The organism is Streptomyces sp. NPDC057963 (assembly GCF_042887155.1).
GTDB lineage: Bacteria > Actinomycetota > Actinomycetes > Streptomycetales > Streptomycetaceae > Streptomyces.
In genome coordinates this window covers 128520-143356 of sequence record NZ_JBHVPX010000003.1, presented here as the reverse complement: position 1 = coordinate 143356, position 14837 = coordinate 128520, and the positions used below count along the sequence as shown (strand labels likewise).

Here is a 14837-nt window from a genome sequence, read left to right as displayed (position 1 = left end):
TAAAAGCCATTCAAACTCTCATTTCGGACATTTCTCCGTAGTCGGGTAGTACGTCACATAATTGCTTTCCCTTCGGCCCACCGCTAACCATGGCTGTCATCGCAGGGAGCAGTGACCGGGTCGGGCGGATTCGCCGGATCAGTTCGCTCGACCAGCAGCAGCGGGGTTCACCTCCGCAGGCCGCCGCAACCGAGACCGGCCGGCAACACACGACATCCCCATTGGAGAGTTCCTTCCGTATGACCACGTACACGCAGACCCGCACCAGCCGCATCGCCCGCTTCCGTACGCTGTCCGTCGCAGGCATCGCCACCGTGGGTGCCGCGGCAGCAGCCCTCACGCTGACGTCGACATCCGCGCAGGCCGCCGAGGCGACATCGGTGGGCGCCTCCGTGGTCAAGGCTTCGGCGGACAGCAGCAAGGGTGCCAAGGGCTACGCCAACAACCTCGACGGCTGGATCAAGGAGTCGCTGGCCATCATGAAGGCCAAGGGCATCCCCGGCAGCTACGAGGGGCTGCACCGCAACATCATGCGCGAGTCGAGCGGCAACCCGAACGCGCAGAACAACTGGGACGTCAACGCCCAGAAGGGCATACCGTCCAAGGGTCTGCTCCAGGTCATCCAGCCGACCTTCAGCGCGTACCACGTCGGTGGCACCGCGCACAACGTCACCGACCCCGTCGCCAACATCACCGCGGCCGCCAACTACGCCGCGCACCGCTACGGGTCGATCGACAACGTCAACTCCGCCTACTGAGCCGTAGGCACCGCTCCCGCCCCGCGGGTCAGGACCGGCATGGTCGGCAGCAACCGCCGACCATGCCGGTCCTCCGGCGTTCTGCCCGGAACGCGGCCTTGCCGCGGAGCCGGCGCGCAGGGCATGCCCAACCGCGTTCACCTGCGCCTATTCGGCGCCGAAACCGTGCACGTCACCCTTGGAGAATCCGGCGCGGGCCGCGACCTCCTCGGTGGTGACGCGTGCGGCGGGGCTGCTCACGCGGGACGCACGCAGAAGAGCGCCGCCCGGACCGTGTCGGCCTCCGCACCGGCTGCCCCGTACACCCGGATGCGGGTCCGCTCGCCGGGCAGCAGGGTCACCAGACCGCGGTCCGCACGGGCGTCCGGCGCGATGCGGTCGGCCTGGAGCAGCAGATCACGCACCAGGGTCTGTGCCGTCACCACGACGTCGACCGTGTCCCGGTCGCCGGTCACGGTTTCCACGGAGATCCCGAACCGTGGCTCCGGGTACGCGAACTCCCGGTCCCGCACGGCGAAGTGGAGGGCGCGCAGGCCGTCGGCGTCCGCCGTCAGGTACTCCTCGGCCGAGCCCGTGGCCGGGACGACGTCCTGCGGAACCGGAACGCGCAGCACCGTGCGCGGCGCCGCCGTCAGCTCCAGGCGGGTCCGGGCGGCGAGTGAGCCGTCGGCCCGCATCAGGCGGAGTGCGACAGCGGTGGTCCACGGCTCGGCGGACTGGTTGACCAGGGCGAGTACGGGGCCGGAGTCCTCCTCACCGTCCGGCTGAAGGGTGAGGAGGCGGTCCGCGTAGACACGGCGCAGCTCGTGGTGGAGCGGTTTGAGGCGGCCGTCGCCGTCGACGGCGGACCAGGAGCTGACGGGCCAGCAGTCGTTGAGCTGCCAGACGACGGTGCCCGCGCAGCGCGGCCAGTGCGCGCGCCAGTGCTCGATGCCGGTGGCCACGGCGCGGGCCTGGACGACCTGGGTGAGGTAGTGCCAGCGGTCGAAGTCGCCCTCGGGAAGGCCGAAGTGGCGGGCGACACCGCGGTTCAGCTTGCCGTTGCCGTCCCCGGCCTTCTGGTGGTGCAGCATGCCGGGGGAGTCGGGGGCGAGGGTCTCACCGGGCAGGGCACAGCGCAACGTGGCCATCGCCGGAGGCGCCTGCCAGCCGAACTCGGCGACGAACCGCGGTACGTTCGCGCGGTACTCGGTGTAGTCCTGCCGGTTCCACACCTCCCAGGAGTGGTGGGTGCCGTGGTCCGGATCGTTGGGGTGGTGGTCCCACGATCCGGACCAGGGGCTGCCCGCGGTATAGGGGCGGGTGGGGTCGAGTTCGGCGACCACGCGCGGCAGGAGTCCGAGGTAGTAGCCCTCGCCCCAGGAGTCGCCGGCGAGTCCGGGCTCCCAATCCCAGTCGCGAAAGCCCCACAAATTCTCGTTGTTGCCGTTCCACAGGACCAGGCTGGGGTGCGGCATGAGGCGCACGACGTTCTCGCGGGCCTCCGCCTCCACCTCGCCGCGCAGTGGCTGCTCCTCCGGGTAGGCGGAGCAGGCGAAGAGGAAGTCCTGCCAGACCATCAGGCCCAGCTCGTCGCAGGCGTCGTAGAAGGCGTCGTCCTCGTAGAGGCCGCCGCCCCACACGCGCACGAGATCGATGTTGGCCTCGGCGGCCTGCCGCAGCCGGGTGCGGTAGCGCTCGGGGGAGATGCGGGAGGGCAGCACGTCGTCGGGGATCCAGTTGACACCGCGGACGAAGACGCGCATGCCGTTGACCACGAAGGTGAAGCCGGTGCCGTGTGCGTCGGCGCCGCGGTCCAGCTCGACGGTGCGGAAGCCGACCCGTCGCTCCCAGGCGTCCAGAGCACGGTCGGGGACGGACGCGTCGAAGACGGTCAACACCAGGTCGTACAGCGGCTGTTCGCCGTACCCGCGCGGCCACCACAGGGCCACGTTCGGGACGTCCAGCACCAGCACGCCACGGTCCCCGTCGAGGGTCGCCCGAGCGGCCGCACCGGCCACCGACGCGTGCGCCACCAGGGGGCGGTCGGCGCCCTGCCGGGTGCGCTCGACCTCGACGTGCAGTTCCACCCGCCCCGTCGTGCCCTCGACCGTCACCAGAGGGCGGACGCGGGCGATGCGCGCGGTCGACCAGTGCTCCAGGCGGACCGGCCGCCACATCCCGGCGGTCACCACGGTCGGTCCCCAGTCCCAGCCGAAGCTGCATGCCATCTTGCGGATGTACTGGAAGGGTTCGGGATAGGCGTTCGGCCGCGCGCCGGTCGACTCCCGCACCGCGGTGGCCTCGTCGTAGGCGGAGGCGAACTCGGCGCGCAGCTCTCCGGTGCGGCCGGTGACGTCGAACCGGTAGGAGCGGTGCATGTTGCGGGTGCGCCCCAGCGTCTCCCCGGCGACATGGACGTGTGTCGAGGTGTCCAGCCCGTCAAAGACCAAGTCGGTGCGCTCGTAGACCTGTTGGGCCGTCTCGGCGGGGTGGAGTTCGCGGGTGTACGTCCATGCGCGGCGCCCCACCCACGCGACTTCGTGCTCGTTCAGACCGATGTACGGGTCGGGAATGATGCCCGCGGCGAGCAGATCGGTGTGGACGCAGCCGGGGACGGCGGCATCGAGCGACGCCCCCTCGTGGCTGAGGGTCCAGCCTTCGGTCAGCGGGGTGACGTCCTTCATGGTGCGGCTCCAATCGGCAGGCACGGATGCCCGGATCGTGTACGAAGCGGGCCGACGTGTCCCGGATCGTCAAATCGGTCTCCCGGGCATCTTTGATCAAGCGCCGACGGAAGTACACAGATGGCCGAGGGGCTTGTCCCGTGCCGGGCGTGGCAGCAGGTGGCGACGGTGCATCACGGGGAGAGGGAAGCTCTGCGGTTCACGTGCCGCCGTCACTGGCGCAGTCTGCGCCCTGCGCCGACGCCGGCGGAGGCCAGGCGGTCGGATGCGTCGGGTGTCGAACGTAGTCCGGATCAAAGGGAGTTGGGGGACTGGTAGGAAAGTTTACTGTTCGCTAGCATTCCGGGCGGCGGCTTGGCGCGGTGCCCCGTCCCCGTGGGCATGACGCGCTCAGTGAGAGCTCTGGCCCGGCCGCCACGATGCCGCCCTCTGCCCGTGCACGGGTCGGGGCGGGAGGTCACGCACCGATGCCCAGCTCTCGCCACCCCCCAAGGCCAGGAGTCCAGGGATGCACCCGAACGGCTCAACTTCGCTCCTCACGCCCACGCGGCGCCGTACGGTGGGCGTGGTCATCGCCGCCGTACTCCTCCTCATCGGCAGCCTGTTGCTCGTCTACCCCGAGCGGGCCGGCGCCGCCGCCGATCCCCTCATCTCGCGTGGCAAGACCGCCACCGCCTCCTCCGACGAAGGTTCCGGCCTCGGCCCGCAGAAGGCCTTCGACGGCGACCCCGCCACCCGCTGGGCGAGCGCCGAGGGCAAGGACCCGCAGTGGCTGCGCGTCGATCTCGGTGCGACCGCCGACGTCTCGCGGGTGCAGCTGAGCTGGGAGGACGCCTACGCCAAGGCGTACCGGATCGAGATCTCCGCGGACGGCACCACCTGGACCCGGCTCGCCGACGAGTCCGCCGGCAACGGCGGTACCGACGACTGGTCCGGCCTCTCCGGCAAGGGCCGGTACCTGCGCGTGTACGGTACCGCGCGCGGTACCGCCTACGGCTACTCGCTGTACGAGGTCGAGGTGTACGGCACCTTCGACGGCGCACCCCCGCAGACCGGCGCCTTCACGGTGGTCGCCGCCGGTGACATCGCCGCCCAGTGCACCGCCTCCGACAGCGACTGCGCCCACCCCAAGACCGCCGCACTGGCCCAGAAGCTCAATCCGAAGTTCTACTTGACGATGGGCGACAACCAGTACGACGACGCCCGGATCGCCGACTACCGCGCCTACTACGACAAGACCTGGGGCGTGTTCAAGGACAAGACGCACCCGGTACCCGGAAACCACGAGACGTACGACCCGGCCGGGTCGCTGGCCGGCTACAAGGCGTACTACGGGGCGATCGCGTATCCCCAGGGCAAGAGCTACTACAGCTTCGACGAGGGCAATTGGCACTTCATCGCCCTCGACTCCAACTCCTTCGACCAGAGCGCGCAGATCGACTGGCTCAAGGCCGACCTCGCCAAGAACAGCAAGGCGTGCATCGCAGCCTTCTTCCACCACCCGCTGTACTCCTCGGGCGGGCACGGCAACGACCCGGTCAGCAGGCCGGTCTGGAAGATCCTGTACGGGGCCAAGGCGGACCTTGTGCTCAACGGGCACGACCACCACTACGAGCGGTTCGCCCCGCAGAACCCCGACGGGAAGGCCACCGCGGACGGTATCACCGAGATCATCGGCGGCATGGGCGGCGCCGAACCGTACCCCATCGAGAACGTCCAGCCCAACAGCCAGAAGCGGATCAGCGGTGAATACGGCGTCCTGAAGCTGGACTTCACCGACTCCGACTACACCTGGAGCTACGTCGGAACCGACGGCAAGACCAAGGACGCCGGCCCGAAGTACGCCTGCCACTGATGTACCTGGCGACCACAGGCCGCCGGGACGCGCCGGCCCCGCCCCGCACCGGCGGGGCGGGTCGGCGCGTCCCCGGCACCGTCCTGGCACTCGGCACGGTCAGCCTCGTCACCGACATCTCCTCCGAGATGGTCACCGCGGTGCTGCCGCTCTACCTCGTCCTCGGACTCGGTCTCTCACCTCTCCAATTCGGATTCCTGGACGGCCTGTTCAACGGCGCCGCCGCCGTCGTGCGACTGCTCGGCGGGCACGCCGCGGACCGCGGCCGCGGGCACAAACGGGTCGCCGGGATCGGTTACGGCCTGTCCGCCCTCTCCCGGCTCGGCCTGCTGCTCGCGGGCGGCGCCACCGCCGGGATCGCGGCCGCCCTCGCCACCGACCGGATCGGAAAGGGCATCCGCACGGCGCCCCGTGACGCGCTGATCACCCTGAGCAGCCCGCCCGAGGCGCTCGGCCGGTCCTTCGGCGTGCACCGGGCGATGGACACCACGGGCGCCCTGCTCGGCCCGCTCGCCGCGTTCGCCCTGCTCTGGGCGACCGCCGATGCCTACGACGCGGTGTTCGTCGTCAGCTTCTGCGTCGGCCTGCTCGGGGTACTGCTCCTCGTCATGTACGTTCCCGGACAGCACCGACCGGCACCGGCCGAGAAGACAACGCCTCCCGAGCGCAAGGTACTCGGAGCACTCCGCGACCCCGCCTTCCGGCGGATTCTCGGAGCCGCCGCCCTGCTCGGAGCCGCCACCGTCGGTGACGCCTTCGTCTACCTCCTGCTCCAGCGCCGCCTCGACCTCCCCGTCGGCTGGTTCCCGCTGCTCCCGCTCGGCGCGGCGGCGTGCTACCTGCTGCTGGCGGTCCCGGCGGGGCGCGTCGCGGACCGGGTCGGCCGACGGCTGCCGTTCCTGTACGGACATGTCGCGCTGCTCGGCGTGTACGCCACGCTCCTCGCCCCGGCCGGCGGCCCGGCCTTGTTTCTTCTGGTGCCCGTCCTCGTGCTGCTCGGCATCTTCTACGCCACCACCGACGGGGTGCTGATGGCCCTCGCCGGACCCGTGCTGCCCGCCGACGGCAGAGCGGGCGGGCTCGCCCTGCTCCAGACCGGCCAGGCGCTGGCCCGGATGCTCGCCGCAGCGGGCTTCGGCGCCGCATGGACGGTGTGGGGGCCGAGCCCCGCGCTGTGGGCGGCGACAGCGGTCCTGCTCGCCGCGCTCGTGGGCGGCTGGGCGCTGCTGCCGCGCAACCCGTCAGCCACCCCGGCCCCCGAGGGGCCGGAAGCAAGGATCCCCGAGAGGCGGACCGCATGAGCGCAAGGTTCCCGAGACCCGCCACCCCGCTGGGCCCGCGGGCCCGCATCGCCGTCGTCGTGGCCGCGGTGCTGCTTCTCGCGGGAGGCTCGGTCGGATACGTCCTGCACGCGCAGCACCGGTCGGAGGACCAACGGGGCGCGGCCGACGCCTCGTTCACCCTCACCGGACCCGCGCTGTACTTCCGGGACACGGCCACGGGACGCGTCGCCCATCAGCCGCTCGCCGGAACTCCCGGCACCCGCACCGGCGGTGGTCCCTCCTGCGACCGGTTCTACGCCTCCGGTGACAGCGCGCTCTGCCTGCGCGCCAAACCCGGGGTGCTGCCGAAGACGTACGCGGTCGTTCTCGACCGGCGGTTGCGCGAGACACGCCGGATCACGGTGCCGGGCGTGCCCACCCGCGCGCGCGTCTCCGCCTCCGGGCGGATGCTCTCCTGGACGGTGTTCGCCACCGGTGACTCGTACGCCACCACCTCCTTCTCCACACGGACCGCCGTCCTCGACCTGCGCACCGGCTACCTCATCAAATCCATCGAGGACATCCCCCTCACCATCGACGGCGCCCGCTACCACGCCCCCGACGTCAACTACTGGGGAGTGACCTTCGCCCGCGACGACAATCGCTTCTACGCGACCGTCTCCACCAAGGGCCGCACGTACCTCGTCGAGGGGAACATGCGCGACTGGTCGGCGAAGGTGCTGCGGCAGAACGCCGAGTGCCCGTCCCTGTCGCCGGACAACACCCGGATCGCCTTCAAGAAGAAGGTCTCCGACGATCCGGCCGCGCCCTGGCGGCTGTACGTCCTGGACCTGAGGTCCATGCGCGAGACACCGCTCGCCGAGACCCGCAGCGTCGACGACCAGGCAGCCTGGCTGAACGACGGCACGCTCGCCTACGCGCTGCCGGGTGCGGCCGGGCGGGCGAGCGACATCTGGACCGTTCCCGCGGACGGCACCGGGTCACCCCGCCGGGCCGTGGTGGGCGGCTCGTCGCCGGTGGTGGTCGGCTGAGTGTCCTGGTCCGCCACCGGCCCGTACGAAGACCGGGTGACACCTCTCGCCCCGGGGACCGGCCACCGACTGCTCCGAGAGCATTCACAGCCCCGCCGGAGGCAGTTGACCGGGTGGGCCGGTGCGATCGGGCCCTCGGGGCGGCCGGCTTGCGGCCCACGGGACATCCATGCCGCCGGTCTTGCGGGACCACCCGTGACGGCCGACTGCCACTGGGTGACGAGGCGGATGACATCCGTGATCACGCCGGGACGGTGTCGGCGCGGGTGCTCCGGTGGCACGGCCACAGAGCGGATGAAAGAATCATATGCGGGGCGAATGCCATGGAGACCCAAGGGAGCTGGTGCACATGTGCGCCGCCTCGTCCACGCCCATGGACGGTCAGACCATCACGCTCATGCGCCGAGAGGACATGGTGGTCCTCGACTTCACCTTCGCCGATCTCGATCGCACCGACGCGGCGGGGTCGGTGGTCCTCGTCCCCAGCACCCCCGGTCTGCCGGGCTCCCTCACCGTCCATTTCCCTTCGCAGGCCGTCCTCGAGGAGGCCACGGCGCCCGCCGCCTCCTCGACCGGGACGAAGGAGGTGCGGTACGCGGACGAGAGCCGGGTCACCTTCCAGGTGCCGGCGGGTTCGTCCGTGCCGCTCACCGTCGCCGGGCTGCTGGCCTGGGCGGGGCTGCCGATGTCCCGGAACGACACGTCCCTCGAATGCGTGTGGGGTCTCTTCCTGAGTCCCACCACCGATGTGACCTGGACCCATGGCACGTACCCCGTGACGGGCTCCACCGGGGCCACCGGTCTGTGGCACACCCGCCTCACCTCCCCGGACGCGCCCGTGTCCCTGGGCTCCGCAGGCCCTGCCCGCACCGAAGACCCCTTCCTCAGCTCACTGATGGCGATCCAACGGCAGCAGATCACCGCGGCCACCGCCAGCAGGCCCGTCTTCGCCGACGGACTGGCCCTCAGCGCCCTCGGGGCCGACGTCGACCTGGTGGGCAACTGGGCGGACTTCCCGGCGCTCGGCGTGACCGCCTACCGCCACCGCTCGGTCGGCGGCCGCGACATCGTCGTCCAGGTGCTGGAGCGCGGCTACCTGCTCCCCTTCGGCTTCCCCGTGCAGGTCGCGACCCGCACCGAGCGGCATCTCGACCTCGGCCTGGTGCAGGTGGTCCGACTGACCGTGCTGCAGCCCGAGATCACCTACGACGGCGTCGCGACCCTCCCGCACGAGAGCCGGGCCTTCCCCTTCGTGAAGATGCGGCTGAACAGCCCCCTGGAAGCGGAGATCGGCAACACCGAGGAACCTCTCGCCGGGGTCGGCTACTGGGTGCACGCGGCCGACCAGCCCGACCAGCGGCTGCTCTTCGACCTCACCGCCACCGACCGTCTCGGACACCAGGTCGGCCTCACCTCGCCGCTCGTCTTCGTCCGGGGCGACGCCGCCTACGGCGGGCTGGCCGAGGCGCTCGTGGAGTACGAGGCCAAGTCCAAGGACATCGAGGTGCCCGCCACCGGACACCTCGAACTCGCCCCGGTACAGGGCACGAACACGGAGTCGTCCAGCGTGGACGTGGCCGCCCTGCGCGTCGGGGCCGAGCCGTCGACTGCGTCTCCGGCCTCCCTCCAGCAGGCAGGCCGCTTGGCCGCCCACCCCCGGCTGCTGGCCGTCGAAGCCCGTATCCCCGTCCTGGACGCCCTCACCGCCCCCAGCCCCACCGCGTCGGCAGCCCCGGCGGGTGTCACGGGAGCGGTGCGGCGGCTGGAGTTGGACGCCGACTACGTCAGTCAGGGCCTGGCCGCCACCCACCAGGTGTACGCCCGCCTCCCGGTGCCCGTCGACTTCGCCCCGCCGCCCACCGCCTCCGGCGGGATCGCCTCGCTGGCACTGCCGGTGTCGGGCCTGTCCAGCACGGCGGGCCTGATCGGCGGGAACCTCCAGACGTTCAAGTCCGGGCAGTTCAACCCGGCCGACTACTTCTCTCCGCCCACCGCCGGCAGCCTCGTCCCCACCCGCCTGCTCGGCGTCCTGGACCTGACCGAGCTGATTCCCCCCACCACGGTCGTCGCCGGCGACGGCACGGATGCCCCCCGCACGGTCACCACGGTGATCCGCCCGCCGGGCGACCTTCAGCCGCCCACGGCCGTACAGACAGAACTGTCCTGGCAGCCCAAGGTGAACGTGGGCACCTTCGGACCGCTGCAGACGACGAGCGCAACCACACTCGACCTGCACGGCACCACCGTCGTACGGTTCGACGGCACCCCGCCGCAGGCCGAGGTCCGGGGCGAACTGCGCTCCTTCACCCTGTCGTTCGCCGGGATCCTGGACATCGGCTTCGACCGCATGGCCTTCACCGGCAAACCCGGCACGTCCCCCTCCCTCGACGTCAAGGTCGGCAAGGTCGGCTTCTCCGGAGACCTGCGCTTCCTGGACCGCCTGCGCGAATACCTGCCGTCGCCACCCACCGGGCCACGAGTGCAAGCGGACGCCACCGGCGTCGAAGTCGGCTACGGCCTGGCCGTTCCCACCATCGGCGCGGGCGTCTTCCTGCTCCAGAACCTGGCGCTGTCGAGCACCGTCGTCCTTCCCTTCGACGGATCCCCGGTCCGCGCGACCTTCGCTGTCTCCTCGCGTGACCAGCCCTTCCTCGTCACCGTCTCCCTCTTCGGCGGCGGCGGGTTCTTCTCCATCACCGTCGAGTCCGGGCATGTCGTCGCCCTGGAAGCCCAGTTGGAGTTCGGCGCCGCGGCCGCCCTGAATCTGGGTGTGGCCAGCGGATCGGTGGCCGTCACCGCCGGTGTCTACATCAGCATCGAGGACGGCAAGTCCAAGCTGCGCGGCTTCTTCCGGGCCGTGGGCGCGCTGGACGTCCTCGGTATCGTCAGCGTCTCCGTCGAGTTCTATCTCGCCCTGGAGACCAGGGAGGTCCCCAAGGACCCGGCCGTGCCGGGCGGGCCCACCCGCCAGGAGATCCACGGCATGGCCGCCGTGACGGTGCGGGTGCGGGTCGCCTTCTTCTCCCAGTCGGTCACCCTCTCCGTGGAGCGCTCCTTCGGCGGCGGCGGAGACCCGACGTACCCGGACGCGTTCCCCACCGCGACGATGTGGCAGGACCGTTGCGCGGCGTTCGCGGCCATGGAAGACGTGTGATCGGCATGATCAAACAGACCATCGTGTGGACGCTGCTGCCGGACCCGGCAGCCGAACCGACCGCGGTCGGGACCGTACCGCTGTCGCTCGTCCTCAGCATCCGGCTGTCCAACGACGAGGGAGACCCGCCGGGTACCGCCGTCCTCCCCCTCTCCCGCTACACGGACATCGCCGCCTGGCCGAACTTCGCCTTCACCCTCTCCGTCATCGTGAAGAAGCCGGACGGTACTTCCGTCACGATGCCCGCCACCCTCCTCGGCGGCCCGCCCGACACCGCGCTGTGGTACGCGCTGTTCCCGGCCTCCATGCTCGTCCGCCCCTTCGTCTTCGACAGCAACCCGGCCGGGCAGCCCCTCCAGTCGTACCCCCACCTCCTGGTGGCGCACTCCCTGCGGGAGGAGTACGCCCAGTTGTTCACCACCGGCCCCGCTCCGCGCTCCGGCACAGCCGGCGGACAGCAGGTCGCACCCCGCGGCGGACCCGTGACACCGGACCGGTGGGCGGACATCGACCGGCTCACCCGTCTCGTCGGCGCGCGGGAGGGATCCGGCAGCGGCCCGTCCCCGTACGAGGCCCTGATGCGCAGCGGAGTACTCGGCGACGGCGACGAACGAGACCCGGCCGGATGGACACGGCTGGCGGACTTCCACCGGCCCCTGACCCCCACCGCCGGGGAACAGACGCGTATCGGGCACGGGACAACGCCCCAGAGCGAGTTCCACACCCTGCAGGCGGCCCTCGCCGACCACCCCGGCCTCACTGCCCCCGTCGGACTCATCCGCCGGATCGGCATCGCCCTGCCGACGGGGCTCGAAGGCCCCGTCTCCCTCCAGGCCGTGCCCCAGGAGAGCGCCTTCATCGAGAACTACCGCCCTCGCACGCGCTGCATCGCCCACGCAGGGACGCTGACCCTCGCCCAGGAGAACGGCACAGCGGGCGCGCTGTTCCTGCCCCTGGACGACACCACCGTCTACACCCCGTACGACTTCGACGTCGACGCGGGCGGGCTGGCGCTCCAGTCGTACGCGAACACTCTGCGCGGCCTGCCGCGCACCGAGGAGCCGCCGCCCGTACTCCAGCCCCCCGCCCTCCGCTCCGACGGCATCATCGTCGCGGAATCCGACCGTCAGATCGCCTTCCAGGCCCTGCTCGTCGAGGCCGCGAACATCGACGCGGACCTCGCGGCCGGCGGTGAGGGCGACGCGACCACCCTGCACGCGGGCAATGTGCAGCAGGGCATCCGCGTGGACGTCCTCGACCAGGGCTCCGGTCGCTGGTATCCGCTCTGCGCCCGCGTCGGCGCGTATCACGTCGACGGCTACACCGGCTCGCTGCCCATCGACGACGAGGGCACGCTCACCGACGCCGTCACCCGGGGCACCGACGCCCAGGGCAACCCCGTCATGCGGCTGGCGCAGGCGCTGTTCCGCTGGAACAACTGGAGCCTGGTCACCGAACCCTACGGACGCACCCTCGGCATCGACGGCCAACTGACCGATCCCGACCCGCAGAAGGACCCCGACCTGCCCTACTCCTTCTCCGTCACGACCCCTGCGGGCTCCCTGCCGACCCTGCGCTACGGGCGCTCCTACCGGTTCCGGGCCCGCCTGGTCGACCTGGCGGGACGCGCCGTGCCCTTCACCGGCACCCCGGCACCGGACTCGGGAGAGCCCGCGACCGTACCGCTGACGTACGCCCGCTACGAGCCGGTACCCGCACCCGTACCCGTACTCCGCCGCCCCGTCGACGCGGGGGAGTCACCCACCGACCTGGTCGTGCGCACCGACAACGCCGACCCCGCCGCGGTCGTCCCGGGAGGCACCTGCGAACGCCATCTGCTGGCTCCCAAGGCGGCGGTGCTCCTGCTGGAGCGGCACGGCGTGCTCGACGCACCCGGCACCCATCGGCCCGACCCCGCCGTCCACAGCCTGCTGACCCAGTACGACGGCGGCAGGATCACGGGCACCCCGGACCCGGGCGCGGGCGGTAGCCCGTACCTCGACACCGATGCCATGAGCCTGCCCTGGCTGCCGGACCCGTTGTGCCGGGGCATCGCCCTTCACGGCGTGCCCGACACCCCCGAACTGCTCACCACCTGGCCCCCGGGCGGCAGCTGGTACCAGCGCCTCCCGATGCGGCTCGTCATCGAACCCGGTCCGCCCGGAACCACCCAGTCCACCGCCACCGTCGATCTCGCGGCCCGGGTCGTGCGGGTGACCCTGAGCCCCGCAGCGTCCTTCCCGGCCACCCTCAGCACCCTGCTGAGCGCGGGCGACGAAGAAGTCCTCGGGCTGTGGCGATGGTTCGCCGAGTCCCCGGGCCGCCCCGCCGACGAGATCGCGGCCGCCCGCGCCGCCGCCCTGTCCGGCAGCGTCGCCCAACTCACGCCCGCGACCGACCTCACGATGGTGCACGCGGTCCGCTGCCCCGTCGACCCGCCCGGCTTCGGCGGCGTGCGGATCCTGCGCGAACCCGGCGAGACGGTGTACGCCGTCGACGACCCCGCGATGAGCGTCCACGGCGCCTCCACCCTCTCCGTGCACGCCGAGGCATGGTGGAACGAGATCGCCGACGACCTGTCACGCGACCGACTGACCACCACCCCGGCCCGAGCCGTTCTGCGCCCGGACGCGGACGGCCTCGGGGACCCGGGCGGACCCCTCCTCACCACCACTGCCTTCCGGGCGCGCCACGACCCCGGCGACACCCGGCACCGTGTCATCCAGTACACACCCGTCGGCACTTCGCGCTTCGTCCCCTACTTCACCCGGCGGAGCACGGTCACCCTCAGCGGAACCACCCCCGCGGACGTCGCCGCCGCCTTTGTGCCCGGCACGGTCGTCGTCCGCGCGGCCGTCCCGCCGCTCACCCCGGACGGCACACCGGCCGCACCCGGAACCACCTACAGTCTCGAACGGGACGTCACCGTCGACGACGGCGCCGGCCAGGTCGCACGCGTCGACGGCGGCGCGATCCCGGACGGCGCGTCCGTGGACGTCGCCTTCGCCGTCCCGCCCGTCACGCGCTCCGGCACCACGTCGACGCTCCATGTACCCTCCACCGTCCGGCCGCCCGTGCCCGTGGTGCACTCGGCGGTGCCCGCGTTCGCCTGGCAGCAGACCCAGACCGGTGGGGTCATCACCAGCATCCGCCAGGCCGGTACCGTCCGCGTCCACCTGCGACGGCCCTGGTACGCCTCGGGGGAGGGCGAACTCCTCGCCGTGCGCGTCCTGGACCCGGCAGCCCAGCCCGACCCGGCGGCGGGGGAGTGGGCCACGACCTGGGGCCGCGACCCGGTCCGCGACCCGGGCGACGCTCCGGTCCTCGACTTCCCCCGGCCTGCCGACCTGGTCCAGGCGATCGACGTGCCGCTGGCCCAGGGCCACGCGATGGGGTACCCCGTCGAGTACGACGCCGACCGGCAGCTGTGGTACGCGGACGTCCAGTTCGCCGGGCAGACCACCTACCAGCCCTTCGTGAACCTCAAGGTGATCCGGCTCCAGCCGGACTCCCTGCTGGAGCCCGAGGATCTGCGGGCGTCCTCGACCGTGGACGCCGGATACGTACAGCTTCCCGCCTTCCGCCGCAGCAAGGTGACCGTCGGCGGCACCGTGATCGGATCCCCGGTCACGGTGACGGTCGTCGGCCCGGCTCCACCGCCCGGCAGGGACGGCCTCACCTCGGAGTTCAGCGTGGTCGTGCAGATCCGCAGCACCTCGCTGACCGACGACATCGGGTGGATCACCCTCGACACGTTCCCACCCGTCACGATGGACCGGGACCCCGTCGCCGGCGTCATCGGGATCTGGCGCAAGACCGTGCAGTTGCCGGCCGCGGTGGGAGACCGTGCGATGCGCGTGGTGATCCAGGAGTACGACGTACAGCCCGACAGCCCGGTCACGGGCCAGACCAGCCGCCGCATCTCGTTCCTGGACACGATCTCCCTCTGATGTCAGAGGGGATCCCCATGTGACGGGCTGACAGGGCTGACAGGAGTGGCGAGCTGGGCGACTGAAGGACTGACAGAACTACTTCCCGACTACTCCCCTCTGAGGTTTGCCCTGAGGTTTGTCCGAGCCTGAGGTTTGTC

At 71.4% G+C, this 14837-nt stretch carries 7 protein-coding genes; 6 read left to right on the top strand and 1 reads right to left on the bottom strand.

Annotation, left to right across the window (positions count from 1 at the left end; translation table 11 throughout):
* Positions 1–89 precede the first annotated feature (89 nt).
* Complete coding sequence (locus ACFVT1_RS07760) at positions 90–758, top strand: transglycosylase SLT domain-containing protein (RefSeq protein WP_389793473.1); 669 nt, start codon at positions 90–92, stop codon at positions 756–758.
* 236 nt (positions 759–994) lie between these two features.
* Here ACFVT1_RS07760 and ACFVT1_RS07755 read toward each other — a convergent pair whose 3' ends face one another.
* Positions 995–3424 carry a glycoside hydrolase family 2 protein gene (locus tag ACFVT1_RS07755; protein WP_389793472.1) on the bottom strand — a complete coding sequence of 810 codons (2430 nt, stop codon included), beginning with the start codon at positions 3422–3424 and terminating at the stop codon, positions 995–997.
* Positions 3425–3932: 508 nt separating this feature from the next.
* On the opposite strand from ACFVT1_RS07755, the gene ACFVT1_RS07750 reads away from it, so the two are divergent.
* From ACFVT1_RS07750 to ACFVT1_RS07730, 5 genes are all read left to right on the top strand, one after another.
* Positions 3933–5279: a discoidin domain-containing protein gene (locus ACFVT1_RS07750; protein ID WP_389793471.1), complete on the top strand. Its 1347-nt coding sequence runs from the start codon at positions 3933–3935 to the stop codon at positions 5277–5279.
* Positions 5279–6580 carry an MFS transporter gene (locus ACFVT1_RS07745; protein ID WP_389793470.1) on the top strand — a complete coding sequence of 434 codons (1302 nt, stop codon included), beginning with the start codon at positions 5279–5281 and terminating at the stop codon, positions 6578–6580. The genes ACFVT1_RS07750 and ACFVT1_RS07745 overlap by 1 nt, the downstream gene beginning before the upstream one ends.
* Entirely contained in the window at positions 6577–7593 is a 1017-nt protein-coding gene (locus ACFVT1_RS07740) for a TolB family protein (protein ID WP_389793469.1), read from the top strand. The genes ACFVT1_RS07745 and ACFVT1_RS07740 overlap by 4 nt, the downstream gene beginning before the upstream one ends.
* A gap of 397 nt (positions 7594–7990) precedes the next feature.
* Entirely contained in the window at positions 7991–10747 is a 2757-nt protein-coding gene (locus tag ACFVT1_RS07735) for a hypothetical protein (protein ID WP_389793468.1), read from the top strand.
* A 5-nt stretch (positions 10748–10752) separates the two neighbouring features.
* Positions 10753–14697 (top strand): hypothetical protein, encoded by a 3945-nt coding sequence (locus ACFVT1_RS07730; RefSeq protein WP_389793467.1) that lies wholly within the window; start codon positions 10753–10755, stop codon positions 14695–14697.
* Positions 14698–14837: the final 140 nt, after the last annotated feature.

Bases quoted from the DNA above. Each gene is read 5' to 3' on its own strand.
- ACFVT1_RS07750 (WP_389793471.1), top strand. From the start codon at position 3,933: ATGCACCCGAACGGCTCAACTTCGCTCCTCACGCCCACGCGGCGCCGT.
- ACFVT1_RS07755 (WP_389793472.1), bottom strand. From the start codon at position 3,424: ATGAAGGACGTCACCCCGCTGACCGAAGGCTGGACCCTCAGCCACGAG.
- ACFVT1_RS07760 (WP_389793473.1), top strand. From the start codon at position 90: ATGGCTGTCATCGCAGGGAGCAGTGACCGGGTCGGGCGGATTCGCCGG.
- ACFVT1_RS07730 (WP_389793467.1), top strand. From the start codon at position 10,753: ATGATCAAACAGACCATCGTGTGGACGCTGCTGCCGGACCCGGCAGCC.
- ACFVT1_RS07745 (WP_389793470.1), top strand. From the start codon at position 5,279: ATGTACCTGGCGACCACAGGCCGCCGGGACGCGCCGGCCCCGCCCCGC.
- ACFVT1_RS07740 (WP_389793469.1), top strand. From the start codon at position 6,577: ATGAGCGCAAGGTTCCCGAGACCCGCCACCCCGCTGGGCCCGCGGGCC.
- ACFVT1_RS07735 (WP_389793468.1), top strand. From the start codon at position 7,991: ATGCGCCGAGAGGACATGGTGGTCCTCGACTTCACCTTCGCCGATCTC.